Below are 26828 nucleotides of genomic sequence, written 5' to 3'. Positions count from 1 at the left end.
TCTCCCCTCGATCCGCGTGGCGGCTCAAGATAGCCGCAGGATTGTCCTTCATCTTGGCGGACGGCGGTGCCGGGCTCGTCACATAGGGAGCGAGAGCAGCCGTACCGGCCCTGAGGGCCAGCGGGCGTCGTCGCGCAGGGGCGTCACCATGGTCCGGAGCGGCATGGTCACCAGGCGGGCTTCGGGTTGTTCGACGAGTACCTCCTCGTCGAGCGGGTGCCATCCGAGGCGCTGGTAGAGGGACACGAGGGGAGGACGGCAGAAGAGGAGTGCATGCTGAGGACCCATCGTGCGGGCGTGCTCCAGTGCGGTTGCGACGACGAGCCGCGCCAGCCCCTGACCTTGCATGCCGGGTGCGACGGCCACTCCGCCGACGCCCACCACCTCTGTCTCGGCGTCGCCGATCGTGACAGGCAGTCGCAGCAAGCCGGCATGTGCCACGAGTCGGCCGTCGTGCCTGATGCCGAAGTGCTCTTCTTTCGGCAGCCAGCTCAGACCGGTCCAGGCGACACCGAAGGGATCATCGCTGTTGCCCAGGATCTCCTCCTGGTCCGCCTTCGTGTACTGGGCAAGCCGCACCACAGCCCTTGCCACAGTGGATCGGTTCTCAGACATCCCCACATGATGATCTCTCCGCCGAGCACTGCCAAGCGATTCCCCAGCCGATCTGCGCCAGACCTCTGACGTGCGGTGGCGAGGGCGCCGTGTCCATCCGCAAAGACAACCCGCACGGGGGCGAGGGTCCCGACTCGCAGGCACCGCCACCCCGAAGGGGCGTCGGCCGACCAGAGATACGCGCGCACATCTGGGGGCCATGGAACGGCAAGCCTTGGGCTGTACCGACCCTTGTTCACAAGGGTCGGGTTATCTCACCAGGACGACCACGCTTTCGGAGCTGTTGGGCCGCTGGCCGGGCTCCTGAATCGGAAGGGTATGGCGCATCACGGGACGACGGCGTGGGCATGGCGCCGGCCGGCGGCGGGCAGTGCTGAACCATGGCTACGGATGGTGGCGTTGTGCCCGGCGTGCAGGTCTGCTCTCTCAAGGTCGATACGCCGCAGCTGATCGCGCCGGGGACCGCGTACAAGATCGTCCGTTTCCCCTTCGGCGTGGCGGAGTCGAAGGACCCATTCGAGATGCACCAGGCCGTCCAGCCGGACGGCTACGTGGTGAGTGACTGGGCGACAGACGACCGCAGCGGCCTGATCTGGCCGTCCAAAGCCGGCTGGGGCCACCTGCACGCGATGATCCAGTGGGAGGCCGCCAGCGGCATGGGCGGCTACAGCGAGCTGCGCGACCAGTACGTACGTGACCCGCTGGGCCTGACGCCCAACCCCAACGACACCACGGCGACCGAGCACCGCACGCCGACGCCCGGCGGCCAGTTCTACGTCAAGAACCACGGCGTCTTCATCGACCCGGGCACCCCAGTCGCGCTCCGTGTCACGCACAACGACGCCAACCCGCGCCTTCTCACCCTCGCCGAGTTCAAGCTCGTCATCCACGATGCCGCCTGACGAGGTCGTGCATCGTTGGCGGTACGACGAGGAGCTCCCTGATCGTTGATTACGAAGGTGTGGTGGGGGACGCGACTCGTGCCGTGGTCATCAGCCACCGGGGGATCACGGGCCTGGCGGCGGATGTTCGCGGCAAATTCCAGGCCCTGAGGCTTGTCCTGCATCGATCGATCGTGAGTCAGACCGCCTGCGAGTCCTGGGCACCGAGGCCACCACGCAGGGCTTCCTCGCAGTCATCCAGATTTGGACCGAGCCCTACCGCCTTGCCCACACCACATGGCCACGGTCGTCCGGCCGTGAGCTTCTGTATGTCCCGTTGCTGACGCGCGCCGGTCGACGGTGTGAAGTTCGGTGGCAGGCGTCGAACCCCGGCCGGGGGCGTGGACCCGCGCTTCGCTGCATCACGGTCGGCTTCAGACTCGCTCTCCCCGGATTGCGGGGGCGCCGGCACCTGGCACAGGCCCGCTCACGGGATCAGCGGCTCCCCGTGTCCGTGTCCCGGCACCCCGTTCCAGGCCGTCGGCGTCTGTGCTGGTCAGTGCCCGTTCCAGCGTTCCGGCGTCCCATAGTGAGCGTCTTGTGTGGTGGGCGGGACGGATGGCGGAACAAGCTTCGGTCGTCCAAGCAGTTCGCTGGACGACCACTTCAGCACCATGGAGATCTCGATGCGATCCCTCTTCGCCGCCCGCTCTGCCCGTCTCGCCCTGGTCGCCCTCGCGTCCGTGGCCCTGGCCGCCACCGCCACCGCGAATGCGGCGGCCGATAGCCGGAGCACCACCGTGCGGGCCTGCAAGACCAACGATCTGACGTTCAAGGTCAGCTCGAAGACGCAGGCGGGTGGCTACTACCTCGTCACTGCCAAGGCCAAGTCCGGTGTCACCTGCCACCTGAAGGGAGTGTTCCCCTCCGCGTCCTTCGGCTACACCCCCGACACCGCGGTGTCGGCGGCCGAGCATGCCGTCAGCGAGGATGTCCTTCTCTCCGGCTCCACCGCCGCCTACGCCGGCATCAATCCGAAGACCACCGACAACGACTACGGCAAGCAGTTCGAACTGCTCCACCTCTCCATCGCGGGCGACGAGGCCAACACCATCACCCTCGACCTGCCCGACACGGCCACGGTCGACAGGCCCATCGCCACCAACTGGCACGCCGACCCCGCCGACGCCGTTCCCTTCTCCGGCTGATGCCTGCACCGGGAGCCTCCGCCGGGCCCGGTGACAGGAGGGTCACCCACCAGCGGACCGGCACCGTCGGTCCCCCGTCCTGGTGACGCGAGCGCGTGCACCCCTCCGGCCAGGGGGTGCACGCACCGACTGACCGCCGTCCAGACCGGCAAGCTCACCATCGTCGCCACCACCTCGCCCGACTCGATCACGAAGGGCCCAACGCGCAGAGGGTTCCTCGTCGTGGCCGTCCTCCGGCGCCGGTGCGAAGGTAGCGGGTGGTGAAGCGGCGGTCGCGGGCTGCCCGGTGACCGGAGTGGAGGCGGCAGGCGGGGTGCGCGCGGGATCGGGAGGGCGCCTCCTTACCGCCGCTCGTCAGCACCGCGCCGACGGTGGCACAGACGGCGAGCATAGGTGCGGCTGGGCCCTGCCCCGTTTCAGTGGGGGAATGGGCCCGTGCCAGCGGTGCGCCTTACCGCCTGGTCACGGCCTTCTACAGGGCATTGCGCGGTGGTTCACATGAAGGTGTCGCTCGCATGCCCTCAGGCAGCGTGGTCGCCGCCGTTACTTGCTGGGCGTCAAGCTTTCGCATGTGATGAGGCAGAAGGGGTGTCCAACTGGGTCGGCGTACACGCGGTAGCCGATTGGCTTGTCCGACCCTTCGAGCAACGTGGCGCCCAGGGCGAGCACCTTCGCCTCTGCAACATCCAGGTCCTCGACCATCACATCAACGTGCATCTGCGCCGGACGATCGGGATCGGGCCACTGGGGCGGCCGGAAACCGCCGACACGCTGAAAGGTCACGGTCTGCGTGCCGGTTGTGTCCGCGAGCACCACATAGTCAGACGAGTCCTCCACCCGCGGCAGCGACAACAGGCTCTCGTAGAAGCTCGCGAGCTCAGACGGGGCAGGACAGTCAATGACGAGAGAGAACAGGCGTCCGATCATGTTGATCACACTATGCCGCGCATGGCGACCGCTCTCAGCGGAGGTCTGGCCACCCTCCCGGCGGCGACACCTGGCCTAGGCCCGGGGCGTGCCGTCCCACCGCCATGTGGTCAGACGAGGGCGCTCCTGCAGTTCGGCCCGTCCGGTGGCCCACAGCAAGGTGGGCCATGGGTCGGTGGACGACGGTGCGTCCGGAAACAGCCGGGCGAGCACCCGCGAGCACAGATCTGCGGGCGGGTCCCAGGCGAGCCCGAGCCCTTGGGCAAGGTCGTGCGTGTGCACCAGGGTCTCCACGATCCCCATCGCGGCGAAGCCCTCGGCGTCGGATGTGCCGAAGACGTGGTAGGCGCGAACCTCCGGAGAGGTCGTGCGCACCATGGCGACCAACAGCGCGCCGCTGGCCTCCAGCACCTGCAGCAAGCCGGTGGGCCCCGCCTTACGGTCCGCGTGAACGGCGTTCGCAGGGCCGCCGGTCCGCCTGCTCTCCCACACGAAGGGCACCTCGCCGGCCAAGGGCGGTGTCCTGGGGCCCAGTTGCACGGCGTATGCGAAGAGGTCGTCGCTGAGGTGCTCGACGGTCTCCCAGCAGTCCCATTCCAGGGAACCCGCCCTTCTGTCCCACGCGGCTGAGGGCGCCTTGCGCAGGACCGCCACAGCGAGCTGCACGGCAAGATCGAGGTCATCCGCGGTGACGGAGGACGGGGAGAGATCAATCTCGGGTGATCGGGACATGGCAGGACCGTATCCCGAGGGGAAGGACTCACGCCCTCCTTTTGGGGGAGCGGCAGGGGGACTTCGTCCGTGGGTGGCCTGCGATCCCCAGCGGCTGATCTGCGGGATCGGCCCGACCGTCCCGGCAGCGTCAGCTGCTCGTTTCGCCTTGCAAGCCCATGACAATGACCCCGCGCATCTCAAAAAGGGTGCTGTCCCCGCGGATCTCAAAAAGAGTGCTGTCCTGGCGGGTGCCGTGCCAGCGCCACTACGACCACTCGGTACCGTCCGCGTGAGCCGAGGCCAGCAGTTCCGCCCTGAGGTCGGGGACCTGGCGGGCTGCTCACTGCGGTGGTCGGGGCAGAAACACTCGACGAACGCCTCCAGGCCATGGTCATTGATCGCCTGGCACAGCCGCTGCGCAACCATCATCCGCTCCCGTACCGCCGCCCAAGGCTCAGCCCGGGCCTCCGCCTCCGCCGCCTCCGCCGCCTCCGCCGTCGCGGTTCTCGGGGAGTCCGAGGCGGAGTGCGAGACGGACGAGGCGTTCGATGAACTCCTCGGGGATGTCACCGCCGGATGGCGAGGGGCCATCCGCGATGGGCGGGGAGGTCTTGTGCTCCTCGCAGCCGCAGTGGGCCGTGGCGTGCGGAGCGGCTGCGAGCAGGGTCGCGGTAAGGACCGCGGCGACGGCAGCGCCGCGGCCGGTTCGAGCGGGCATGTGGACCTCCACCGGTTGGCCCACTTCGCTCAACTGTCGCCGACCGTGGAGCCGCCATAGACTCGAAAGGGCCGGTTCGGGACCGCGGGAGCGGGGAGCACGTGATCCGGATCGAGGCCGGGGGATGGCCAGCCCAGGAGGACGGGATGTTGCGGCACACCAGACTGGCCGGCGAATCGGCGGAGTACCTCGCCGCTCGCGAGGAACTGCGCTTGGCCGAGATCGACCTCATGCGGCACAGAGAGAAGGTCGCGGCGCAGCGACGGGCGCTCCCTCAGGGGCCACCCGTCGACGATTACGTCTTCATCGAGGGCCCCGCCGATCTGGACGCCGGCGACACACCGGTCCGCGAAGTTGCCTTGAGTCAGCTCTTCACGGCCATGGACCGCCCGCTGATCGTCTACCACTTCATGTACGGCAAGGCGCAGACCGACCCCTGCCCGATGTGCACTCTCTGGATCGACGGCTTCAACGGCATCGCCCACCACATTGCACGGAACGCCGACTTCGCCATCGCCGCGGCCGCCGACGTGCCCACCCTCCGACAGCACGCCCGCAACCGCGGCTGGCACCGGCTACGGCTCCTGAGTTGCGGTGACAGCACGTTCAAGTACGACCTGGGCAGTGAGGACAAGGACGGCGAACAGGACTCCACCGTCTCCGTCTTCACCCGCGACGGCGACGGCACGGTCCGTCATTTCTACTCCGCGCACCCGCGCATGGCCGACGACGTCGATGAGCGCGGTATCGACCTCCTGACCCCTGTCTGGCACCTCCTGGACCTGACCCCGCAGGGCCGCGGCGGCTGGTACCCGAGCGTCGACTACTGACCCCCGGCGGCCGATGGCGGCGGCTCCAAACAGCCCGCCGGGGGCTGTCCCCGGGCGGAGCGGCGGAGGTGCTCGAGGCGCCCGGTGATCGCTTCAATCGGCCGCTGCTGGTACGGGGCGGCCGAAGAAGGCAAGAACGTCGAATGGGGATGGGATCGATGATCACCATGCGTACTTGTCGCCAAACCTGATGGGCCACCAGGCATGCGGTGAGGGCCATCGATCGGACGTCGCTTGCCTCGGCGAAGGTCGCGCTGTTCGCGGTATGCCAGGCCCCCCAGCCCTGCTGCGACGCGACTAACGGTGAGTTGATCGACCTCACCGCCCTGCGGTGCCCACTCCAGCCCGCCCCGGGAGACCTTCGCCCGCGGTGCAGCAGCGTCGTGGGGCGGTGGCCGAACGGCTCATGCGCCAGCCGCCGCGTGACGTGGGTCCCACTTGGATGTACTGAGGTACGATCACTCCGCTGATCTGGGGCTTTTTCGATGGTTGGCATTGAAGCGCGCCTTCTTCTGGCGATTCCCGCACGTGTTCATGTCACACCATTTGCGGGTGCGACTTCGGCTGGTGTCGAAGAAGGCGGCTTGGCAGGTTGGTGAAGCGCACAAGGCCAGTTTTCCGTCTCGTTCGCCCGCGATGATGCTGATCGCGTCGGCGGCGATCACGCTGAGGGCATCTTCCACGCAGGAATCTGAGCTGAGCCGCCATCGCCGCTTACCCTCCGGCGTCAGGACAGCCGCGGCCCGACCCTGAGTGCTGCAGTCATTGATGACCTGGACCGCAGATGCCGGGAGAGGATCCTGGATCGCGGCCGCTGTCGCAGCGGCGTGAATCGACTCCCTCAGTTCCCGAGCGAGGTCGAGCTGCGCAGTGGTGCAGGAGTCCACGGCGAGGCCGTTCACTGCCAGCCAGTCGACGAGTCGGTGTGGCGTGGGAATGCGCTCCACGGCGTTGCCGTGACGCTCCGACAGAGTGCCCGTGAAGCTGGTCGCCAGCACATTGCCGAGGCGGAAGTCAGGGAATCCAGCACGCATGGAACCACCTTAGCTGGTTGCGCGTCGGCATGAAGACACGCTAGAACCGTCTTAGCCGGTTCGCGAAAGGTCGTAGCCGGTTCCGCGATGGCCAGGAGGTCCCATGCCCCGTCCGACCAGCGACGTGCAAGCATTTGAAGCCCACGCAACTGACGCCGACCTCGACGAACTGCGCGCGCGACTGGCCGCGGCGCGACTACCGGAGGCCGAGACGGTCTATCGCGCCGCGCCAGACCCTCGCCGATGGGATCAGGGCGTTCCTCTCGCCGACCTCGTCGATGTCGTGGACTACTGGCGCACCGGGTACGACTGGCGGTCGTTCGAAGCGCGCCTCAACCGCATCGGCCAGTTCCGCACGACCATCGATGATCTGGGAATCCACTTCCTGCACCGCCGATCCGCGCGCCCGGATGCCACTCCTCTGATCTTGACGCACGGCTGGCCGGACAGCATTGCTCGGTTCATCGACGTAGTGGACGAGCTGGCAGATCCGAAAGATGCAGACGCGCCGGCGTTCCACGTCGTGGTCCCGTCGCTACCAGGCTTCGGTTACAGCGACAAGCCGGCCACCACCGGGTGGGGCACCGAAAAGATCGCGGCCGCATGGGTGGAACTGATGGGAAGGCTCGGCTACAACAGGTTCGCAGCCCACGGCGGTGACTGGGGAGGCAATATCACCACGGTTCTCGGCGGCAGGTTCCCGGCGCACGTTCTCGGCATCCACACGACGTTCGCGGAGGGACCGCCCGGATTGACAACGGACGGGCTGACGGCGGTGGAACGCGAGTGGACCGAGGAAACCCGCGATTTCTGGCGCCACCGCGCGGCGTACGCGAAGCAGCAGGCGACCCGACCGCAGACCATCGGCTACTCGCTCGTCGACTCACCGGTCGGGCTTCTTGCGTGGATCCTCGACAAGTTCGCGGAGTGGTCGGACACCGAAGACAGCCCGTTCGAGACGATTTCCAGGGACCGCGTTCTCGACGACGTCACCCTGTATTGGCTGACGCGGACCGGCGCATCGGCCGCCCGCATTTACTACGAAAGCCACAACTCGCTCGACCCCGAACTTCGAGTCGACGTCCCGTCGGCACTCACCATGTATCCCCGCGACGTCGAGAAGTGTCCGCGCCCCTGGGCACAGGAGCGGTACCGGCAGATCGTCCGATGGAGGTCGCCCGAAAGCGGGGGACATTTCCCGTCGCTGGAGGTTCCCGAGTATTTCGTCAAAGATCTGCAAGAGGGCCTCGCGGCAGTGCTGGCCGCTGATCGGTGAATGCGGCTCGGCGACCCGGCACTCGATCACTGTCTGATCCGGTTCAAGGACCACCGCAGTTCGGGGACCAGCGCGGACAGGAGGTCCACGGCCTCACGGATTTAGCGGTATACCGTGGCCCCTGGTCAAGCGAGTGATCTCAGTTGTGAACTCGCCGCCAGGAGCTTCACGCCTTTGTGCGACCAGGGTGCGGCCCCCCTCACCGCAGCCGACGCCAGGTTGGACAAGCAGGTATCGATCAATCCTCGCTAGGCCGCCACAGCCAGCGCAGAGCGTCCGGCAGCAGGACGCCGCCGTGGTTGGGGCTGTGTCCGCCGTCTCCCAGGACAAGGCGGAAGTCGTAGCCCGCTTCAGCGAGAGCGGCTGCCACGCGCAGGTTTTCGGCGAGTCAGTTCCGCTGCGGCTCATTCCAGTGCAGGTCGCGGTGGCCGCCTTGCATGAAGATGCGCAGCGGCTTGCGGGGGACGCGGGTGATGAGGTCTGGGAAGGGATTGCCGCCCGGCATCTGCGCGAAGCTGGACAGGTATCCGATGACGCGGCGGAACTTGTCCGGACGCAGCCACGCGGCGGTAAAGGCGCAGTTGCCGCCGCTGCTCCCGCCGCAGATGCCCCACCTTTCGGGCGCCAGGGCGATGGTATAGCGCTGCGCAACTCGCGGGATGATCTCGGTGAGGAGAAAGGTGACGTACTGGTCGTCGAAGGCGTCGTACTCGTTGTTGCGGTTCTTCGGGTTCTCCGCATCGGGGAAGACGCCAGGATCGACGAAAACGCCGATGGTGACGGGGATGTCGCCGCGGTGAATGAGGTTGTCCAGGACGATCGCGCCGCGTACCTCCCCTGCGGGGTCCAGGTACCACCACCCGTCCTGGAACACCATCAAGGATGAGGACCCTCCACCTCGCAGCTTCAGTGAGAGGTTGGAAAGGCTCAGTGTAGGAATTTCCTATCCTGGAAGACCTCGACGCCTACCCGTCAACACTGGTTGGAGAAGCCTCGGTGACCTCCATATTCGATGAACGGCTAGTACTCCAGCCGTAGATCGTGATCTTCGGGTCTGATTCGCTTGCTTGTCGGCGGTAATGGCTGGCCTGGGCTCGGGCCTGCTGGCGGCGTCGCCAGTCGGACCAGCCGAGCCGGTGGGCTGCACCGTGCACGGGCCGGACGACGAGCGTGGTGAACGGTCGCTGGATCTCGTTGCAGGTGAGCGGGATCAGCCCGTCCGGGGCGGAATGGCGGGCGTGTCCGTGAGCGCGGACGACGGCGAGAAAGGCGCGGGCGAGCATGACCAGGGTGACCCAGCGAGACCACGAGGTGAACCGGCGGACCTGGTGCTCGTCGGCGACCCGGCGACCCGCACCAGCGTGGCCAAAGGCACCGCAGCCGGCGACCGGCAACGGTAGTAAGTCAGTTCACCGGTGCTGCGGTTGCGGCGCGGATCAGCAGTTGGTGGCTGCCGAGGCGGGGTTCGGCCAGGCCGATGACGGCCCAGTCGTAGAAGCGGTGCCACTTGCCGCCGGCCCCTGCCGACAGCTTCAGCCAGGCCCACTTCGGCACCTTCACGGCCAGGGCATCTGCCCGGCCTTCCCCGCAGCCGTGGTGACTTCGGCCGAGCAAGCAACGGCGAGCACGTAGCCGACCTGGCGCCCTTCCGGCGCGGCCCGCAGCTTGAAGATGCCGCCGTAGACCTCATCGCCCGCGACCCAGCCCACACAGTGCCCGCTCAAGGAACCGGCCGATCATGCGGGCGGCCAGCTCCGGCTTGGTCGCGAAGACGGTGTCCTCGCCCAGTCCCGCCGCCCGGCAGCGGTCCGGGGTCGCACGTCCACGAGCGCGGGACGTACAGCTCGCGGTCGCTCGCCGCGTGTCCACGGCGGCCTGCATGGACGAGGTAGACAGCGACCTGAGCGTTTTCGATCCTCCCGGCCGTGCCGGTGTACTGGCGCTGGACACCCACGGTGTGCGTGCTCTTCTTCACGTCCCCGGTCTCATCGACGACCAGCACCGCATCGTCGTCGTGCAGATGTTCCAGCACGTACTCGCGCACGTCATCGCGTACGGTGTCGGCATCCCGCTTAGGCCCGCCGAGCAGGTGCTGCATTCCACGCGGACTGGCCTGCCGGGCCCGCTCGGCGATGCTCCAGCAGTTCTTGCGCGGCAGGTCCGACAGCAGCCCCAGCACCAAGTCCCGCACCCGACGCCGGGGTTCAACCCGCGCGAACCGGCCCGCTGTCCGGGACATCAGGACTTCGAACGTCTCCTGCCAGCGGGCAGGGTCTACGCTGTGACTCGCGGCCACCGCATGATCTTCAGTCTTCACACACCGATGATCAACGGTGGCTGCGCCCGTCTTCACCGGCCCTCGGTCACGACGTGCGAAGACGGGGCCGCATCCCTTCCGTGTCCCGCACGGGGCACGCAGCGTTCGCCCGCCGTCTCGTGCCAGGAGGACACATGCAACGCGGTGAAGTCTGGTGGGTCGACTTCGATGAGCGACGCCCGGTCGTGCTGCTCTCGGACGAGGAGTCATCCGGGTTTCAGGCGATGCAGGTCGTCGCGCCAGCGGGCGTCGACATCAGCGGCTTGGGCGTTGAAGTGGCCGTAGGAGCCCCGGAAGGACTGCCCTTCGACGGCGTGCTCCGGTTCGCGTTCCCGCGTCCAGGCTTTACTCCGTGCACATGGCTGACCACCGTGGCCCGGGACGACCTGATCGAGCGGGCGGGCGTGTTGTCCTCCGTGAAGCTCAGCGAGGTTGGAGAAGCCCTCCGTGCCGCTGGACAGAGGAGGGAGTGGACCCCGATGACAGCTGCCAGGATCAGCGAGATCAAAGATGCCCGCCGTCTCGAAGGACTCGAGTAGCGGACGCCTGTGCTGCCCAGCTCGATCTCGTCGACGACTGACCGCTGCCCCCTCTTCACCGCACTCCCGCAACAAGATCACGATCTACGCTGGAGTACTAGTAGCGGTCCAGGCGGTGGGCGTACGGGGCCGGCAGGGGCAAAGTGCTGCCTCCGGGAAACCAAGCCGAGCAGAGGTCGCGGTACCGGTCGGGCATCGCCACGCCCACCGCATCGGCGTCGCCGGTCGACCAGTGGCCGAGAAGCAGCCGGACGAGCGCCGTGTCATCGGGGATCAGATCGCCGCGTCGCAGTGCGGCGAGCGCCGTGTCGTAAATTTGGTCCGGCCGCTGTCCGCCGGCCCGCCGACGCAGCTCGGGCTCGAGCTTGCGCACCAGCGACGACCGGTTGAGAACCGCCGCCATCATGCCGCCGCTCGGTCGAAACCCGCGCTGCTCGGTGCAGCCCATATGGCGTGCCACGCGACCTACCAGGCTGTCGGCCGGCTCCCGGACCGTGAATTCGCTCAAGCGTCTCCGCCAACACAGCCGGGCGAGGGCCGCGAGCATACGGGCTGCCGTAGCTGCGTCCTCGGCCACCAACTCGTCCACGACCACCGACCCCAAGGGGTCGCCGAAGGCCCGGCCCTCCAGCACGGCATAGCCCGCGAGTGAGTCGTGGTTGCGCAGGACCAGGGTCTGTGACCCGGGCTTCCACGTGGCCTGGGGAACGAGCCGGTTCCAGCCGACGTGCCGTTCATGGGTCCAGGGCCGCTGAGCGTGAGCGGTGTTGTACAGACGGACCATCGCCGGCAGATCCGCGGCCGAGCCGCTGTCGAAACCCGGGACGGCAGCCGCCAGATCCTTCCCGGTCGCGCGTTCCACGTTGCGCACGGGGACGACCAGAGCCCCGTCCGCCACAGCGCCGACAAATCCGAACTTCTCGTACACCCCCTCGACACCGTCGGACACGAACGCGACGTCCACCCGCTGCGCCATGCCGACCAGCGCCCGGCGGAGGAGCCGGCTCATGTGTCCCTGTTGCCGGAACTCGGGCCGGGTCTCCACGCCGCCGATGCCTTCCGCGGCGACGGCGACCGCGCCGAAGCGGACGCGGAAGGAGAGCGCCTCGAGTTCGGCGACCGGTGCGCCTCCGTCGGTGTGCAACCGGCAGTAACGCGTCCGCAGACTGCGCACATCCTGGTTCGCGACTTCGGTGTAGCGGACGGCTGGCTCATGTTCCGACACGGATGTCCTCGGCTTTCCCGGTCGAGCAGCATCGCCCGGCGCTGCGACGTTCGTCGCGGAGTCCAGCGAGACCTTTACGTGCTTGATGCCGCTCAAACCTGCTCCAGGCTGTGCGTGGCCACCGTGACCACCGTGACCACCCGATCTGCGATTCTCGGACCAGCAGGCTGGGTTGTGCTCGCATGGCTCATGCGGTGTCCGTGTCGCAGCCCGAGTCCCGGTGGGACACCGTCGGCGCGCCCCACTCGGTCACGGCCGTGACAGTCCGGCTATAGCCCAGGCCACTGAACTCCAGGTCAAGTCCCGCCCGGCGGCCCAAGTCGGCCTGTAGTGCGCAGGCACTAGGGCACGTGAGCGGCTGGTGCGGGCGCACCAGGGGAAGACGGTGGCGGGGGGCGATGCCCGGCGGGGCGCTGGAGCGGAGGGTTGGAGGAGCGTGAATCTCGCACATTCCCCTTGCCTAGCGGCGTCTGGAGTGATCGACAGGTGGCGACCTTTCTTTACCGGATCGGACGGTGGGCCTTCCGGCGGCGCCGGCTCGTGGGTGGTCTGTGGCTGGGTGTCCTGTTGCTGGCCATTGGCGCCGCCGCCATGGCGCCGACCGGGGAGGAGGAGGACCTCTCCATGCCCGGCACCGAGTCGCAGAAGGCGTTCGACCTGCTGGACGAGCGCTTCCCCCAGAGCAACTCCCAGGGCGCCGAGGCCCGTTTGGTGTTCCAGGCTCCGGACGGGCAGCGGGTGACGGCCAGGGAGAACAAGGCGGCCGTCGAGGACACGCTCGGCTCGCTGGACGGGGGCGATCAGGTCGCGTCGACCACCAACCCCTATGAGACCGGCGCTGTCAGCGAGGACGGCACCATCGCCTACTCCACGATCACCTACACCGCGGACGCCGTCGACCTGACCCAGCCGACGAAGAGCGCCCTCGAGGACGCCGCGAGCCGGGCCCGGGACGCGGGGCTGACCGTGGAGATCGGCGGCTCGGCCCTGGACGCGGAGGAGGAACCGGGCGGTACGACGGAGATCATCGGCGTGGCGGTGGCGGCGGTGGTACTGGTCCTCGCCCTCGGGTCACTGGTCGCGGCCGGACTGTCGCTGCTGACCGCCCTCGTGGGCGTGGCCATCGCCTTCGGCCTGGTCTCCGCGCTGGCCGTTCCACTGGGCCTGACGTCCACCGTCGCCATCCTGGCACTGATGTTGGGCCTTGCGGTCGGCATCGACTACGCACTCTTCGTCACCTCCCGCTTCCGCGACGAGCGCGCCCGGGGCAGCGAGCCGGAGGAGGCCGCCGGCCGGGCGGTGGGCACAGCCGGATCCGCCGTCGTCTTCGCCGGTGCGACCGTCTTCATCGCCCTGGCCGGGCTGGGGGTCGTCGGAATACCCGAACTCACCAAGATGGGCATGGGCGGCGCGGGCGCCGTGGCCCTTGCCGTACTCGTCGCACTCACCCTGGTCCCCGCGCTGTTCGGCTTCTTCGGTCGGCGGGTACTGTCCCGTGCCGTCCGCAAGACCACCCGGCCGGGGAGCGAGCGCCCGCACCGGGTGCCCACCGCGGTCGGCCGGCCTGGGCTCGGCACCCGCTGGGCGCGGTTCGTGCTGCGCAGGCCGGTGCCCGTGCTGTTGATCGCCGGACTCGGTCTCGGGGCCGTCGCGCTACCGGCGCTGAGCCTCGAACTCGGGCTGCCCGGAGACGAGTCCAAGTCGGTGGAGACCACCCAGCGCCGTGCCTACGACCTGCTGTCACAGGGCTTCGGCCCCGGCTTCAACGGCCCGTTGACCGTGGTCGTGGACACGTCGGAGTCCGCGGACCCCCGGGCCACCTCGGAGCTGGTCGTCAAGACCGTACGGGGAGTGGACGGGGTCGCGTCGGTCGGTGAGCCGGTGCTCAGCCGGAGCAAGGACACGGCGGTTCTCACCGCCGTCCCGCAGACCGCGCCGAACAGCGGCGAGACCAAGGACCTGGTGCACGCGATCCGGGGCGCGGTCTTGGGCGTCGAGGCCGACACGGGCGCCGCCATCCTCGTGACCGGCACCACCGCGATGAACATCGACATCTCCGAAGCCATGTCAGACGCCCTCATTCCCTACCTGACCGTGGTCATCGGCCTGGCGGTGCTCCTGCTGACGGTGGTCTTCCGCTCGGTCCTGGTCCCGGTCAAGGCCGCGCTCGGCTTCCTGCTGTCGGTGGGGGCCGCCTTCGGCGTCCTCGTCGCCGTCTTCCAGTGGGGCTGGGCGGCGGACCTGGTCGGCATCGAGCAGACCGGACCGGTCATGTCGCTGATGCCGATTCTCATCATCGGCATCGTGTTCGGCCTCGCCATGGATTACGAGGTCTTCCTCCTCACCCGGATGCGGGAGGCCTACGCCCATGGCGCGTGCCCCGGCGAGGCGATCGTCAACGGTTTCCGGCACAGCGGACGTGTGGTGGCCGCGGCGGCGATCATCATGATCAGCGTGTTCGCCGGATTCATCGGGATGAGCAGTCCGACCATCCAGACGATGGGTGTCGGCCTGGCCGCCGCCGTCGCCTTCGACGCCTTCGTGGTCCGGATGGCGATCGCACCCGCGGTCCTGGCACTGCTCGGCCACCGGGCCTGGTGGCTGCCTCGTATCCTGAACCGTGTGCTGCCGAATGTGGATATCGAAGGTGAGGCACTGAGCCGGCACGTCCCGGTCTCCGCGACCGGGCCGAACGCGGCGGTGCGGCGGCTCCCCGTAGGCCGGGACTGAGCCGGCCATGACGAAACCGGGTGGCGGCGGGCCACGGCCACGCGGTGCGTGGTGGCGGGAGGCAGCGATCACGGCGACGGCGTTCGCGTTCTGTCTGCTCGGTGGTGTGATACAGGTCGACGACACGCTGTCAGCGCCGCCTGCCGCCGCCTACGTCGTCGCCGTGGTGTCCTGTGCCGTACTGCCGGTGCGGCACCGGGCACCCCTGGCCGCCCTGACGGCCACGACCGCGGTCGGCGTGCTGGTGCCGCCCCTGGGCCTCCTGCTGACCCCACTCATCGTGGCCCCCGTAGTGATCACCGCCTACTCCTACGCGCTCGCCGCGCGCACCGAACGGCGCGCGGCGAGCGCGGTGTTGCTCACCTCCACGGTGCTGGTTGCCTCCATCCCCTTGTTCGGGGACTTCTCGTGGAAAGACGCGAGCCGGATGGCAGTGGTGGCCGTGTTTCCTCTGGTGGCCGGCGTACTCGGTCACTCGGTGCAGAACCGACGGGCCTACCTGGCGGCCGTGGAGGAGCGGGCCCGGCGGGCCGAGCAGAGCCGGGACAGCGAGGCGCGCCGGCGAGTGGCCGAGGAACGGGTGCGCATCGCCCGGGAACTGCACGACCTCGTGGCCCATCAGATCACCCTGGCCAACGCGCAGGCCACGGTCGCCGCCCACCTCTTCGACACCCGCCCGGAGCAGACCCGCATGAGCCTCAAGGAGCTCGTCGAAACCACCGCGGACGCGCTCGACGACCTGCGGGCCACGGTCGGTCTGCTGCGTCAGTCCGGGGACGCGGCCACGCCCGCCGAACCGGCGCCCGGGCTGTCCCGGCTTTCCACGCTCCTCGAGTCCTTCCGCCGCGCGGGTCTGGAGGTGTCGGTCCAACAGGAGGGCACGGCCAGGCCGCTGCCGCCGGGAGTGGACCTCACCGCCTACCGCATCGTCCAAGAGGCCCTGACCAACGTGACCAAACACGCCGGCACCGGTAGCGCCCGGGTACACCTCGTCTGGAACCGCGATCGCGTGACCATCACCGTCGCCGATGACGGCCAGGGCTCCGGCACGGCGCCGACCGCATCCACGGGACCGGGTGCGTCCACGGCGGCGGACCGTCCGCCCGGTTACGGTCTGATCGGAATGCGTGAACGTGCCACCGCGGTCGGGGGACACCTCTCCGCGGGCAGGCGCCCGGAGGGCGGCTTCCTCGTCTCCACCCAGCTGCCCCTCCCGCCCGCCAAGGGCACGACGCGGAGAACTGACGGAGCAACAACCATCGAGGGGCGAATGGGCGACGGAGGGTCAGGCAACGGACGGACGGGCGACGGCGATACGAGGGATGCGCCGTGACGCTCCGGGTGCTGCTCGCCGACGATCAGGCCCTGCTGCGCGGTGCCTTCCGGATGCTTCTCGACAGCGCCGACGACATCACCGTGGTCGGCGAGGCCGCTGACGGCAGGGAGGCGGTGAGACTCACCCGGGAGCTGCGCCCGGACGTGGTGGTCATGGACATCCGTATGCCCGAGGTGGACGGTCTCACCGCCACGTCGGAGATCTGCGCGGACCCGGAACTGCGGGCCAGCCGCATCCTCATTCTCACCACGTACGAGACAGACGAGTACGTCGCACAGGCGCTGCGCGCCGGGGCCGGCGGCTTCATCGGCAAAGGCATCGGGGCCGAGGACCTGTTGGACGCCGTGCGTACGATCGCCGACGGCGACACCCTTCTGTCTCCCGCCGCCACCCGCTCCTTGGTGGCCCGTTTCCTGGCCACACCGGAGGTAGTTTCGCCGCACCACTCCGAACAGCTCGCGGCGCTCACTCCGCGAGAACGCGAGATGGTGGCTGCGGTTGCGACCGGCTTGTCCAACCAGGAGATCGCCGAGCGGATGTTCCTCAGCCCCTTCACCGTTCGCGCCCACGTACAGCGCGCCATGACGAAGCTGGAGGCCCGCGACCGGGCGCAACTCGTCGTCATCGCCTACCGGACGGGCCTGGCCCAAGCCGGCCCCGCAGGCGGCGCGGACCGCCTCTCGTAGTCCGAAACCGGCAGAGCGTGCCGGTCCGCGGTCTGAACACCCCTGGCCGCGACATTGTGGACGCCGCTGGCCACTCCCGTCATCACCGCTACCCGGCATCTCGATCGGGGAGCGGGCCTGCTGTTCGGGGTGGGCAACAGGTCGCCGCGGCGGCGGTCGACGTCCCCGCGGCTTGGGACAGCAGGCGTTGTAGTCACTCCCAGGGGGAGTGCCCCGCGAATTCGGCGAGTTACCAGCTGTTCATGGGGCCCATGGAGCCGAGCAGGCCGCGCACGTAGTCGCACATCCGGCCTGCCGTCCCCCTGCCCTCCCCCCACCCAAGCCTTCGAACAGCGGAAATGGAGAAGTCCGGCTGGACAATCAGGTCACGGCATCGGCCGCGAACTCGGGCAGCGTCAGGGCTGAGTGGGCCGGTCGTGCGCTCGCGGAGGGCATGGTGACGAGGTCACGCAAAATGGTGTTGCGTTGCTCCAGGGCCCGCACTGTGGTGGGGAAGAGCGTGGCCGCACCGTTGTCGACCAGTGCCTGGTTCATGGCTACGAACTCGCGCATGTCGCGCTCGTAGGCGGCGAAGGCCGCAGTGTAATCGCGGTGTGTGGCCAGGGCGTTGGCGAGCATGTAGGCGCCGACCAACGCAAGGCTTGTGCCTTGTCCGGTGAGGAACGAGGGCGCGTACGCGGCGTCGCCGACGAGCGCGGCGCGGCCGCTGGACCAGTGGGGCATACGGATCTGACCGGCCGTGTCGAAGAACAGGTCATCCGCGTCGCGCATGGCCTGGATCAGGCCAGGGACTTCCCATCCCGCTCCTGCGAAGATCGTGGCGACCAGGTCCCGCTGGGCGTCGGGGTCCCGGAGGGCATCGACCGGCGGTTCTGGTTGGTGGAAGTTCAGGAAGGCGTGCAACTCGTCGTTGTCCCCGACGGCGTAGAGGGCCGCGGCTTTCCCCGGCGTGTTCCACAACACGAGCTCGCGGGCGAGCCCGAAGGTGTTCGGCATGGTGAATATGGCGAAGCAGTAGCCGAGGTAGCGGTGGAACTGTTCCTCGGGGCCGAACAGGGACTCCCGGGTATGTGAGTGCATACCGTCGGCGCCGACCACCAGGTCGAAGGTGCGCCGTTGCCCACTGTGCAGACGAACCTCGACCCCTCGTTCGGACTGGTCGAGGGTGTCGATGGAGTCGCCGAACAGGAATTCCACGTCGTCGCGAACTATCGCGTAGAGGTTCGCGGCCAGATCCCCCCGACGCACCTCGAGGTCCTGTCCCTCGACACCGCCGGCAACGGCACGCGGGGTGAGCGAAGCCACCTCACTGCCATCGGCGTTGAGGAAAGTGAAGCGACGCGAGTCGATGTGCGCGTCCTGCAGGTGCGGCAGAATTCCCATCCGCCGGACCACCTCTATCGCGGTACCGCGGACATCGATCGGGTAACCACCGTCGCGCAGTGCGCCTGCCTTCTCCACCACGGTGACCGCGAATCCGGACCGGTGCAGCCAGTACGCCAGCGCGGGTCCGGAGATACTCGCCCCGGAGATCAGAACTGTGCGCTTCGCGGTAGTACTCACGTCCATCGACAGCCCGGTAGACGTCATGCCTGGACTCCTTTCTTCGTGATGCGGACAACGAGCAGTGACAGCGCGGCGACGAGGCCGGCGACGGCGAAACCTGTGACGAAAGCCGATTCGGCCGGCCGGCCCGTCATCGGCTCGGCTCCGGCGTCGAGGATCGCGCCGGCGAGCTGGGCGCCCAGGGCGACGCCGATCACGCGAGTCACCACGAGCAGGCCGGTGGCGATGCCGATGTCCTTGGTCTCGATGGCGGTGGCCGTGCCGGCAAGCAACGCCGTGGTACCGACGCCCGCGGCGAACGCGGTCAGCACCTTCGCGAGGACGAGCTGCCATTCCGCGGTGTGCAGCGACGCCAGGGCGATCATCGTGGCGGCCGTGACGACGGTGCCCACGATGACCACGGCACGCGGACCGAAACGCCGCGCCGCGATCCCGCCGACCGAATCACTTACCGCCCCGGCGATGGCGCCGGGCAGCAGGAACAGTCCGATGTCGGTGGTGCTGGCTCCGAATCCGTACCCCTCGGCCGATACCGCGAACAACTGCGGGAGGAGAAAAGCACCATCCCGGAACTGGCGGTCATGACGAAGGTGAGCACGCATGCGTTCCACATAGCCGGCTTTGCCAGCATGCGTAGATCGACCATCGGCGAGGCTGCCCGGCGCTCGACGACGACCCACCCGCTCGCGAGGGCGACCACGACCACCGCGATGGCACCGACCGCAAGTGACGGCACGCCGCCGTCCCTCGTCACCGTCACGAGCCCGAGCATGAACGCGAGCAACGTGCCACTCAGCAGAACCGTGCCAGGCCAGTCGATCCCGTCGTCCGATTGGATCGGCGGATCATGCGGCATCAGCCGAGTCACGCCCAACGTGGTGGCGATGATCGCGATCGTCGGTAGCGCGAACATCCACTGCCAGGACAGTCCTTCCGCGATCGGCCCGGCACACAACGTCCCCACCATGCCGCCGCCCGTGAACAGCGCGACGACCAGCCCGATCGCCGCCTGTGACTCTCCTGCCGTGAGGTGTTTGCGCACCAGGATGAATGAGAGGGGCAGCGCACCCACCATGACGCCCTGCAATACCTGACCGACCAACAACACCGGCAGGTTCGGCGCGAGGCTGGCCATCAGACCACCCACCGAGACCACACCCATCAGCCGGACCAACACCCGCTTTCCGCCGTAGCGGTCGCCGAGTTTTCCTGCGACGGGTGTGATGACCGCGCCGGTGATGAGTAATGCGTTGCCGATCAAGGCCCCTTCGGAAGGACTGACCCCCAGCTCACGTTGCAGCAGCGGGAGCGCAGGCTCCACCACTGACTGCAGGGTGCCGAGGGCGAGTGCCAAGATGCCGAGGACACCGATCGGCAGCCACCCGATGCGGGCCGGGGAGACCACGGCTTCGGACAGGGACGCCCTTTTCACTGTCGCTCGTCCAGCAAATCGAACGCCTTCTGAGACTCGGCGCCGGGCATGAAGAGGCCCTCTTCCGCCCCCGCCGGCGCCACGGCGGCAGCGGCGACGACCAGCACCGCCAGGACCCCCCAGCCACAGACCACCCACGAGCCGACGCCGCCGGAAGGCCCACCGCCCGATCCGGTAAAGAAAAGCCGCCACCTGCGAATCACTCCAGACACCACTGGACAAGAGGAATGCGCGAGATCCCGCGCGCCTCCCACACTTCCCTCCGGCGCCCTGACGGGCATCGTCCCCCGCACCCGTCTTGGCCTGGTGCACCCGGACCAGCCACTCACCTGTCCTGGTGCCTACGCACTACAAGCCGACTCGGGGCGGGGCGAGGCTTGACCAGGAGTTCGGACCCGTGTGCTCAGGTAGTTCGCCCACCGGCTCCCGGTTAAGAGAGAGGTGCGTGTCCCACGCATGGGCAGGCAGTCGAAGAAGTCGTCCCGGAAGTGTGACGCCACTGAGGACGCCTTCCGTCGGACGCCGTTTTGCAGGAACTCACTTCCCACGGCCTTCGCACTGGCCAAGTGCCTCTATGGGCGGAGGAAATTTTCGGCTCGCCCTGCAACTCCACTACCCACCTGCGCGGCACCACCACGACCCCGTCGTGTCGTCGGTGCGTCTGACGATCTCCCGCGAGAGGCGGAGCTTCTCGCGGGCCCAGTCGACTGGGCTTCCGGCATAACCGCCGTCCGCCCACACCAGGCGGTGGGAGGAGTTCAGGCCGGGCCGTGGCCCCGCCCGGTCACTGTGCCTGCGCCGACCGACTCCTCGAGGCCGCGGCGACGCCGCCGGCACCACGCTGGAACAACTCCCACACCTCATCCCGCACCAGTCGCTCAATGATCCCCACCACGCTCGGATCCCCACCACGCTCGCAGCCTGCCGAGCCAATGAGATGACCTCTGATACTGCAGCGGTGTTTGCACTGATTGCTGGGCGGTTTTCAGGGGCTGTGTCCGCGTCGTTTGCAGTGACTGATGCGGGCTTGGTGTTGGCGTCTACGGCGCCATGTCGACCAGTGCAGGATGTGGCCGTTGGGGGGTGGGACGGCGGCCGGTGAGGCGGGCGTGGGCGGGCATCGCCAAGGTAATGTGGCGGCGCCAGCCGGGATAGCGGCGGACCCGGTAGTCGTCCAGGCCGCACTCCTGCTTGCCGGTCTGGAACCATTCCTCGACAGCCGAGCGGCTGCCTGCGATGCGTATGAGTTCGTCCAGCGTGGTGTCGGCCGGACAGTAGGCGACGTAGTGGGAGATCTCCTCGGGTCGGCTGACGCTGCGGCGGGCGAGGACCCAGTGACGGCGCTCTTCGCGGTGCCAGGCGAGCCTGCGAGGACGGCACGAAACGAGCGGGTCAACGTACTGCGACGCTGAGACCTTGAAATGGCCTGAATCGTGGCGCGCACGGCAGCGCTGGCCGCAGCCTGGCTGACACGACAGGACGTACAGCATGGCCCGCCTCACGGATGCCACCCGCCTGTTGTAGTCCCCACCGTCAGGCCGTTGACCAGGAGAAATGCAGAAGGCGACTGGATGGTAGGGCTTGCCGGGTCATCACGCGATTTGATTGTGGCGTCGTCCGAGGTGACGGACTCATGATGCCGGCACGTGTGCATTCGCGGCCGCTCGCCCTGCCGTCGCGGGGGCGCAAAGGGTTGTCCACCCGTAGCGCACTTGAAATGCGCGCCCCCTAAGTGCCACTCAATGTCAATGGAATGCTATTGCGATATCACGCTAGTCGCACTTATTGTTGTCCTTCGGATTTCCCGCTTTCGACTTCCGTGATGGCAGTCGCTGAAATCCGAAGCACAGGCGCCTTTTGTGCACACCGTCCCTGCGTGAAAAGGAGAAAGACCATGACCTACGAGCGCCCCACCCTCACCAAGGCCGGCAGCTTCCGCAAGGTCACCGGCATCAAGAACACGGGCCCGAAGGACGTCCTCGGCGGCAAGCAGCTCCTCTGACAGAGGCCACTCGCGACCGCGGAGCGGTCCGGGCATCGCGCGTACGGCCGGTCGCTAAGCCGGTCCGGCCATCGGGTGGCGGCAGCCGGCCGCCACCCGCCCTCTGTTCCGAGCATCGCCGACCGGAGACCGTGGCCCATGGATCAGTCCTTGTCACTCCAGGCCGTATCCGCCTGGTTCGTCGTCCTGCCCGACACCGACGCGGCCGGGGCCCTCGCTGCCAAGGCGCTCTGCTACTCGGACCGGAGCCTGCCGCATGCGTCAGGGCGCCCATGGCTGGTGGGCCGCTGGGCACCGGAGACCGTCGTGATGGCGGAGCACGGCGGGACGCGCGTCGCGGTGATCGGCGAACACGCCGTCACGGCGCGGGACGCCGAGCGGGCCGCCGCCGCGGCCGACGGCGCCGCCTCGCTGACAGCGGTGGACCGCGCGGCCGACTGGCCCGGCAGCTTCCACCTGATTGTCAGCGGCGGCGGCCGTGTACGGATGCGGGCCGGTGCCGTGGATCTGCGCCGTGTGTTTCATGCCCGGACCGGCACGCCCGGCCACGGACCGGTGAGCGTGGCGTCTGACCGGGCTGATGTACTCGCCGAACTGGTGGGTGCCGAACTGGACGAGAGGCGAATCGCCCTCGAACTGCTCACCCTCGGCGCGCCGTATCCCAGCGCGGGGGATCCGCTGTGGCGCGGTTTACAGGCCGTGCCCGGCGGGCACTGTCTGACGCTCCACCCCGACGGGCGAACCTGCACCATGCGGTGGTGGTCACCGCCTGACCCCGTCGTCCCGCTCGCCATCGGCGCCGCGCGTCTGAGGGAAGCCCTCACCGAAGCGGTCGAGGTGCGCACCCGCGGGCGCGACCTGGTGACGTCGGACCTGGGAGGGCTCGACTCAACAGCATTGTGCTGCACCGCGGCACGCGGGGGCGCCAAGGTCGTCGCCTACACCGCCGCCCTCCATGACGAGGCCGGTGACGACGTGTACTGGGCCGAGCGGACCGTCCAAGCGCTGAACGGCATCGAACATCACGTCGTACCCGCCCAGAAAGTGGCCATGACGTTTCTCGGGATCGACGCCCTTGAGGACGTCCTGGACACACCCAGCATCCTCACCGTCGACCGTAACCGCCGGATGGGCATCGTGGAACTGGCGGCCGCCCGCGGGTCCGGCCTCCACCTCATCGGCCTGGGCGGCGACGAGCTCCTGGCCGGCACGCCCGCCCGTCTGCATACGCTGCTGCTCACCCACCCCCTCATCGCCGTGCAGGCCGTGCGGGGATACGCCGCCAAGTACCGCTGGTCCCGGCGGAGAGTGCTGCGCCAGCTTCTGGACCGGAGCCCCTACCGGGCGTGGCTCGACCAGGTGGCCCGCGATCTGACCGAACCGGCGGTGCCCGACAACGAGCCGTTGCTAGGCTGGGCGATTCCGCCCCGGATGCCGCCCTGGGCCACACCCGATGCCCTCACCGCAGCGCGCGAACTACTCCGTGCGGCGAGGTCCGAGGTCCGACCCCGGGGCAGGGGACACGGCGAACACCGCGAGCTGGTCGCGATGGACGGCATCTCCCAAGTGGCTCGGCACATCGGGCAGATGGCCGCTCCGCTGGGAATCGCCGTCAGCGCCCCCTACTACGACACCCGCGTCATCGAGGCGGCCCTCGCCGTCCGGCCGCAAGAGCGGATCACCCCGTGGTGCTACAAGCCGCTCATCGTCGAGGCCATGCGCGGCATCGTCCCGGAAGCCAGCCGCAGCCGCGACACCAAGGCGAACGCCACGCTCGAGGAGGAAGCGGGGCTGCGCGAGCATCGCCGTGCACTGCTGGCCCTGTGCGAGGACTCCCGGCTCGCCCGGCTCGGCCTGGTCGACGAGCGGGTGCTGCGTGAATGGTGCCGTCGTGCTCTCTCCGCAGAGAAGGAGAGTTATCTGCTGCACCCGACCATCGCCTGCGAAGTCTGGTTGCGCTCACGGGAGATGACGCCACCACCCGTTCGCCGGGCCGCGCCGTCCAGCCGTCGGAACACCGCCCCGCCCCACCCCTCTTCTGTATCCGCGGCTCTGTCCGCCGCCAACCGAGAGAACCGAGAGAGGTGAACCGGTGTTTGCCCTGAAGCCCGGCGTCCTGATGACCGAGACCGAGTACGGCATGGCACTGCTCGACCAGCGGAGCACCGAGTACTGGACCCTCAACCCGACCGCTGCCATCGTCCTGCAGGCGCTCCTCGACGGCCACGGCGCGGAGCGCGCAGTCGAGGTCCTGACCACACGGTACGAGAACGTCGACGTCGACCGGGCCACCGAGGACGTCCGCCGCATCGTCGAAGAGCTGTGTTCCGCAGGACTCCTCATCTCTTGAGCCCCAATCCCGGCCTGTCGGTGCGCAATCCATGCGTCCGCCTGATCCGTCCTTCGGCTATGGCCGTACAGGCCGTCTGCCCAGCCCCGTCCGTCCAGACCGGAGAGCCACGCATGTCAACGTCGGAGGCGGTCCCGTACCGCCCACGCTCCGTCCCACCGGCCCGCCGTTTCCTGGCCCGGGTGGTCGTGTGTTGCGCCCATGTGCTGGCCACGCAACCGCCCGACCGTATCCGCGCTGTCCTGCGTCGGCTGCGCCGCGGCGCCAGGCCCGCGACCCTCGCCGAGGCAAGCACGGCACGCGAGACAGTGCTCGCCGTGAGCCTCGCCGCAGGAGGCCACAAGGGATGCCTGTCCAGGTCCCTGGCCACCGTCCTGCTGTGCCGTGTATACGGCCAGTGGCCCACCTGGTGTGTAGGAGTGCGTAGCCGCCCGCCGTTTGCGGCACACGCTTGGGTGGAGGCCGAAGGGGTCCTCGTCGGTGAGGGAGCCTCGCCTGACTACTTCCGGCGCTTCTTCGCGGTGGAGTGAGCCGATGAGCACGGCACCCCTCGTCGAGACGCCTCCCGGACCCGGCAGCCGCGCCGGGTCCGGTGCACATGAGGACCCGGGCGGCTTCCGGCCCGGGTACCGGGCCCTCGCAGGTCAGCTGCGTGGGCAGCGGGGGCGGATGGCCGCAGGTGTCGCCCTGGGACTCATGGGCAGCGTCATGGGCCTGGTCCAGCCTTTGGCAGCCAAGCGCGTGATGGACGACATGAGCCTGGGACAGCCCGCGGCCGGACCGGTGATTGTGCTCAGTCTGCTGGTGATTGCCGGGGCCCTCTTCGTCGGTCTGAGCCACTACGTGCTGCAATGGTCGGCTGAGTCCATCGTGTGCGCCGCCCGGTGCCGGCTGACCGACCGTCTGCTGCGACTGCGGGTGCCCGTGGTGGAGAGCACCGAGCCGGGCGATCTGATCGCCCGCGTGACCTCCGATACGGCGTTGCTGCTCCAGACCGCGCCCCAGGCGATGTCCGCGGCGGTCACCGGCACGCTGGCCACCGCGGCGACTGTCGTCATGATGGGACTGCTCGATGCCGTGCTGCTGTCCGTCACCCTCGCCGTGATCGCCTTCGTCGGCGTCATCGTTACGGTCGTGGCCCCACGCATCGGCCGCGCCACCCGGCACACACAGGAGTCGGTAGGTCACATCGGGGCCGCGCTGGAGCGGGTCTTCGGCGCTTTCCGCACGGTCAAGGCCTCGGGCGCCGAGCAGCGGGAGACGGCGGCGCTGCACCGGGCGGCCGAGGACGCCCGCCGCACCGGGGTACGCGCCGCGGCGTGGGAAGCGGTGTCGGCCACGTCGTCGGCGGTGGTCTTCCAGGTCAGCTTCCTCGTGGTGCTCGGCGTGGGAGGCACACGCGTCACCTCCGGCGCCATCAGCATCTCCACCCTCGTCGCGTTCCTCCTCTACCTCTTCACCCTGGCTCCGCGCATCGGCCAACTGGTCGAAGGCGTCGGTCAGCTCCAGGTCGGCTCGGCAGCGGCCGTCCGCATCGGGGAAGTCGAGAAGCTGGAAATCGAGAAGCTGGAAGCGGAGCAGGTGGGGGAAGGCGACACAACAGTCCACGACGGCGAGCGAACCGGCGCTGCCGAGGCGGATTCCGCCGCCCCGGACACCTCCTTGACCACGACCTCCGAACGCGCCGGATCGCCGCTCGGCGTGGCGTTCCACCGGGTGTGCTTCGTCTACCGCCCCGGATTGCCCCGCATCCACCAGGAGGTCTCCTTCTCCATTCCCGCACGCGGGCTGACCGCTTTCGTCGGCCCGTCCGGCGCGGGCAAGACCACGGTCTTCTCCCTGATCGAGCGCTTCTACGAGCCCGATTCCGGTCGCGTGCTCCTGGACGGAAGGGACGTGCAGCAATGGCCTCTGTCCCGGCTTCGCGCGTCCATCGGCTACGTCGAGCAGGACGCCCCCGTCCTCGCCGGCACCCTGCGCGACAATCTCACCCTCGGCACCGTCGAGCCCACCAGCGAGGAACTCGCCCGCATCCTGCGGCTGGCCCGCCTGGACACGGTAGCGGACCGCCTTCCCCGTGGACTGGACTCCGACGTCGGCCACCGCGGCAGCCGACTCTCCGGCGGCGAACGGCAACGCGTGGCGATCGCACGCGCCCTGTTACGCCGCCCGGGACTGCTGCTGCTCGACGAGGCCACCTCCCAGCTCGACGCGGCCAACGAGGCGGCGCTGCGCGACACCATCACCGAAACCGCCCTTGACACCACAGTGTTGGTAGTCGCTCACCGCCTGTCCACCGTGACCAGAGCGGACCGGATCGTGGTCATGGAGGCGGGACGAGTACGGGCGGTCGGCACCCATGCCCAGCTCATGACAGGTGACGCTCTCTACAGCGAACTGGCGAGCACACAATTACTCAGCCAGTAACCGCGACCCCCGCCG

21 protein-coding genes and 6 pseudogenes are annotated in these 26828 nt (G+C 68.6%); 13 read left to right on the top strand and 14 right to left on the bottom strand.

Features of this window, described 5'->3' with window-relative positions:
- Positions 1-78: 78 nt before the first annotated feature.
- Positions 79-615 (bottom strand): GNAT family N-acetyltransferase, encoded by a 537-nt coding sequence (locus GTY47_RS22815; protein WP_029181689.1) that lies wholly within the window; start codon positions 613-615, stop codon positions 79-81.
- Positions 616-995: 380 nt separating this feature from the next.
- Between GTY47_RS22815 and GTY47_RS22810 the strand changes: the two genes are divergently transcribed.
- Together GTY47_RS22810 and GTY47_RS22805 are read left to right on the top strand one after the other, a co-directional pair.
- Positions 996-1517, top strand: coding sequence for a hypothetical protein (locus tag GTY47_RS22810; protein WP_029181688.1), 522 nt, complete (start codon positions 996-998; stop codon positions 1515-1517).
- Between the two features lie 665 nt (positions 1518-2182).
- Positions 2183-2704: a DUF4232 domain-containing protein gene (locus GTY47_RS22805; RefSeq protein ID WP_040904242.1), complete on the top strand. Its 522-nt coding sequence runs from the start codon at positions 2183-2185 to the stop codon at positions 2702-2704.
- Between the two features lie 543 nt (positions 2705-3247).
- Here the strand turns inward: GTY47_RS22805 and GTY47_RS22800 are convergent.
- The 3 genes from GTY47_RS22800 to GTY47_RS22790 form a co-directional block, all read right to left on the bottom strand.
- Entirely contained in the window at positions 3248-3631 is a 384-nt protein-coding gene (locus tag GTY47_RS22800; protein ID WP_029181687.1) for a VOC family protein, read from the bottom strand.
- Positions 3632-3706: 75 nt separating this feature from the next.
- Positions 3707-4363, bottom strand: a complete 657-nt coding sequence (locus GTY47_RS22795) for a maleylpyruvate isomerase N-terminal domain-containing protein (protein WP_010047248.1) — start codon at positions 4361-4363, stop codon at positions 3707-3709.
- Positions 4364-4799: 436 nt separating this feature from the next.
- Positions 4800-5063, bottom strand: a complete 264-nt coding sequence (locus GTY47_RS22790; RefSeq protein WP_010047247.1) for a hypothetical protein — start codon at positions 5061-5063, stop codon at positions 4800-4802.
- Positions 5064-5209: 146 nt separating this feature from the next.
- Here GTY47_RS22790 and GTY47_RS22785 point away from each other — a divergent pair, with 146 nt between their 5' ends.
- Positions 5210-5893, top strand: coding sequence for a DUF899 family protein (locus tag GTY47_RS22785; RefSeq protein WP_010047246.1), 684 nt, complete (start codon positions 5210-5212; stop codon positions 5891-5893).
- A 238-nt stretch (positions 5894-6131) separates the two neighbouring features.
- Here GTY47_RS22785 and GTY47_RS22780 read toward each other — a convergent pair.
- Both GTY47_RS22780 and GTY47_RS22775 read right to left on the bottom strand, forming a co-directional pair.
- A pseudogene (locus tag GTY47_RS22780) lies at positions 6132-6326 on the bottom strand (ISL3 family transposase); the annotation flags it as partial.
- A gap of 25 nt (positions 6327-6351) precedes the next feature.
- Positions 6352-6927 (bottom strand): CGNR zinc finger domain-containing protein, encoded by a 576-nt coding sequence (locus GTY47_RS22775; RefSeq protein ID WP_010047244.1) that lies wholly within the window; start codon positions 6925-6927, stop codon positions 6352-6354.
- 103 nt (positions 6928-7030) lie between these two features.
- Between GTY47_RS22775 and GTY47_RS22770 the strand changes: the two genes are divergently transcribed.
- Positions 7031-8203 carry an epoxide hydrolase family protein gene (locus tag GTY47_RS22770; RefSeq protein ID WP_010047241.1) on the top strand — a complete coding sequence of 391 codons (1173 nt, stop codon included), beginning with the start codon at positions 7031-7033 and terminating at the stop codon, positions 8201-8203.
- 238 nt (positions 8204-8441) lie between these two features.
- Here GTY47_RS22770 and GTY47_RS41680 read toward each other — a convergent pair whose 3' ends face one another.
- The 3 genes and pseudogenes from GTY47_RS41680 to GTY47_RS22760 all read right to left on the bottom strand — a co-directional run.
- Positions 8442-8573 carry a hypothetical protein gene (locus GTY47_RS41680; protein WP_267880850.1) on the bottom strand — a complete coding sequence of 44 codons (132 nt, stop codon included), beginning with the start codon at positions 8571-8573 and terminating at the stop codon, positions 8442-8444.
- 18 nt (positions 8574-8591) lie between these two features.
- The gene (locus tag GTY47_RS22765) at positions 8592-9080 is read right to left on the bottom strand and encodes an alpha/beta hydrolase-fold protein (protein WP_010047240.1); all 489 of its coding nucleotides are present in this window, start codon (positions 9078-9080) and stop codon (positions 8592-8594) included.
- Between the two features lie 178 nt (positions 9081-9258).
- Positions 9259-10442 (bottom strand): annotated as a pseudogene (locus tag GTY47_RS22760) (IS701 family transposase); the annotation flags it as partial.
- Between the two features lie 212 nt (positions 10443-10654).
- Between GTY47_RS22760 and GTY47_RS22755 the strand changes: the two are divergent.
- A complete protein-coding gene (locus GTY47_RS22755) occupies positions 10655-11059 on the top strand; it encodes a type II toxin-antitoxin system PemK/MazF family toxin (RefSeq protein ID WP_010047232.1) in 405 nt (134 codons plus the stop codon).
- 97 nt (positions 11060-11156) lie between these two features.
- Here the strand turns inward: GTY47_RS22755 and GTY47_RS22750 are convergent, their stop codons facing one another.
- Complete coding sequence (locus tag GTY47_RS22750; RefSeq protein ID WP_231911061.1) at positions 11157-12380, bottom strand: GNAT family N-acetyltransferase; 1224 nt, start codon at positions 12378-12380, stop codon at positions 11157-11159.
- 390 nt (positions 12381-12770) lie between these two features.
- Between GTY47_RS22750 and GTY47_RS22745 the strand changes: the two genes are divergently transcribed.
- From GTY47_RS22745 to GTY47_RS22735, 3 genes are read left to right on the top strand one after another with little or no spacing between them, the layout of a single operon-like run.
- Entirely contained in the window at positions 12771-15014 is a 2244-nt protein-coding gene (locus tag GTY47_RS22745; protein ID WP_010047224.1) for an MMPL family transporter, read from the top strand.
- A gap of 7 nt (positions 15015-15021) precedes the next feature.
- Positions 15022-16347: a sensor histidine kinase gene (locus tag GTY47_RS22740; protein WP_010047221.1), complete on the top strand. Its 1326-nt coding sequence runs from the start codon at positions 15022-15024 to the stop codon at positions 16345-16347.
- Entirely contained in the window at positions 16344-17036 is a 693-nt protein-coding gene (locus tag GTY47_RS22735; RefSeq protein WP_010047219.1) for a response regulator transcription factor, read from the top strand. The genes GTY47_RS22740 and GTY47_RS22735 overlap by 4 nt, the downstream gene beginning before the upstream one ends.
- Before the next feature lie 360 nt (positions 17037-17396).
- Here the strand turns inward: GTY47_RS22735 and GTY47_RS22730 are convergent, their stop codons facing one another.
- From GTY47_RS22730 to GTY47_RS22715, 4 genes and pseudogenes are all read right to left on the bottom strand, one after another.
- A complete protein-coding gene (locus tag GTY47_RS22730) occupies positions 17397-18626 on the bottom strand; it encodes an FAD-dependent monooxygenase (protein ID WP_010047214.1) in 1230 nt (409 codons plus the stop codon).
- Positions 18623-20019 (bottom strand): annotated as a pseudogene (locus GTY47_RS22725) (MFS transporter). Before GTY47_RS22725 ends, GTY47_RS22730 begins: the two are co-directional and overlap by 4 nt.
- Positions 20020-20036: 17 nt before the next feature.
- Positions 20037-20226, bottom strand: a pseudogene (locus GTY47_RS41905) (hypothetical protein); the annotation flags it as partial.
- Between the two features lie 848 nt (positions 20227-21074).
- Positions 21075-21392 (bottom strand): annotated as a pseudogene (locus GTY47_RS22715) (IS701 family transposase); the annotation flags it as partial.
- 536 nt (positions 21393-21928) lie between these two features.
- Here GTY47_RS22715 and GTY47_RS22710 point away from each other — a divergent pair.
- The 5 genes and pseudogenes from GTY47_RS22710 to GTY47_RS22690 all read left to right on the top strand — a co-directional run bounded on the left by GTY47_RS22710 (position 21929) and on the right by GTY47_RS22690 (position 26813).
- Positions 21929-22036 carry a keywimysin-related RiPP gene (locus tag GTY47_RS22710; RefSeq protein ID WP_158688462.1) on the top strand — a complete coding sequence of 36 codons (108 nt, stop codon included), beginning with the start codon at positions 21929-21931 and terminating at the stop codon, positions 22034-22036.
- Positions 22037-22174: 138 nt separating this feature from the next.
- A pseudogene (locus tag GTY47_RS22705) lies at positions 22175-24013 on the top strand (asparagine synthase-related protein); the annotation flags it as partial.
- 115 nt (positions 24014-24128) lie between these two features.
- The gene (locus tag GTY47_RS22700; protein ID WP_010047209.1) at positions 24129-24386 is read left to right on the top strand and encodes a lasso peptide biosynthesis PqqD family chaperone; all 258 of its coding nucleotides are present in this window, start codon (positions 24129-24131) and stop codon (positions 24384-24386) included.
- 59 nt (positions 24387-24445) lie between these two features.
- Positions 24446-24916 (top strand): lasso peptide biosynthesis B2 protein, encoded by a 471-nt coding sequence (locus GTY47_RS22695; RefSeq protein ID WP_324604471.1) that lies wholly within the window; start codon positions 24446-24448, stop codon positions 24914-24916.
- A gap of 4 nt (positions 24917-24920) precedes the next feature.
- Positions 24921-26813 (top strand): ABC transporter ATP-binding protein, encoded by a 1893-nt coding sequence (locus tag GTY47_RS22690; RefSeq protein ID WP_010047205.1) that lies wholly within the window; start codon positions 24921-24923, stop codon positions 26811-26813.
- Positions 26814-26828 lie beyond the last annotated feature (15 nt).

The organism is Streptomyces sp. SID5464, assembly GCF_009862985.1.
Lineage (GTDB): Bacteria > Actinomycetota > Actinomycetes > Streptomycetales > Streptomycetaceae > Streptomyces > Streptomyces chartreusis_D.
This window is presented reverse-complemented; position numbering and strand designations above follow the sequence as displayed.

Bases quoted from the DNA above. Each gene is read 5' to 3' on its own strand.
- GTY47_RS22765 (WP_010047240.1), bottom strand. From the start codon at position 9,080: ATGGTGTTCCAGGACGGGTGGTGGTACCTGGACCCCGCAGGGGAGGTA.
- GTY47_RS22775 (WP_010047244.1), bottom strand. From the start codon at position 6,927: ATGCGTGCTGGATTCCCTGACTTCCGCCTCGGCAATGTGCTGGCGACC.
- GTY47_RS22790 (WP_010047247.1), bottom strand. From the start codon at position 5,063: ATGCCCGCTCGAACCGGCCGCGGCGCTGCCGTCGCCGCGGTCCTTACC.
- GTY47_RS22690 (WP_010047205.1), top strand. From the start codon at position 24,921: ATGAGCACGGCACCCCTCGTCGAGACGCCTCCCGGACCCGGCAGCCGC.
- GTY47_RS22755 (WP_010047232.1), top strand. From the start codon at position 10,655: ATGCAACGCGGTGAAGTCTGGTGGGTCGACTTCGATGAGCGACGCCCG.
- GTY47_RS22740 (WP_010047221.1), top strand. From the start codon at position 15,022: ATGACGAAACCGGGTGGCGGCGGGCCACGGCCACGCGGTGCGTGGTGG.
- GTY47_RS22730 (WP_010047214.1), bottom strand. From the start codon at position 18,626: ATGACGTCTACCGGGCTGTCGATGGACGTGAGTACTACCGCGAAGCGC.
- GTY47_RS22815 (WP_029181689.1), bottom strand. From the start codon at position 615: ATGTCTGAGAACCGATCCACTGTGGCAAGGGCTGTGGTGCGGCTTGCC.
- GTY47_RS22770 (WP_010047241.1), top strand. From the start codon at position 7,031: ATGCCCCGTCCGACCAGCGACGTGCAAGCATTTGAAGCCCACGCAACT.
- GTY47_RS22795 (WP_010047248.1), bottom strand. From the start codon at position 4,363: ATGTCCCGATCACCCGAGATTGATCTCTCCCCGTCCTCCGTCACCGCG.
- GTY47_RS22710 (WP_158688462.1), top strand. From the start codon at position 21,929: ATGACCTACGAGCGCCCCACCCTCACCAAGGCCGGCAGCTTCCGCAAG.
- GTY47_RS22785 (WP_010047246.1), top strand. From the start codon at position 5,210: ATGTTGCGGCACACCAGACTGGCCGGCGAATCGGCGGAGTACCTCGCC.
- GTY47_RS22695 (WP_324604471.1), top strand. From the start codon at position 24,446: ATGGCCGTACAGGCCGTCTGCCCAGCCCCGTCCGTCCAGACCGGAGAG.
- GTY47_RS22800 (WP_029181687.1), bottom strand. From the start codon at position 3,631: ATGATCGGACGCCTGTTCTCTCTCGTCATTGACTGTCCTGCCCCGTCT.
- GTY47_RS22810 (WP_029181688.1), top strand. From the start codon at position 996: ATGGCTACGGATGGTGGCGTTGTGCCCGGCGTGCAGGTCTGCTCTCTC.
- GTY47_RS22805 (WP_040904242.1), top strand. From the start codon at position 2,183: ATGCGATCCCTCTTCGCCGCCCGCTCTGCCCGTCTCGCCCTGGTCGCC.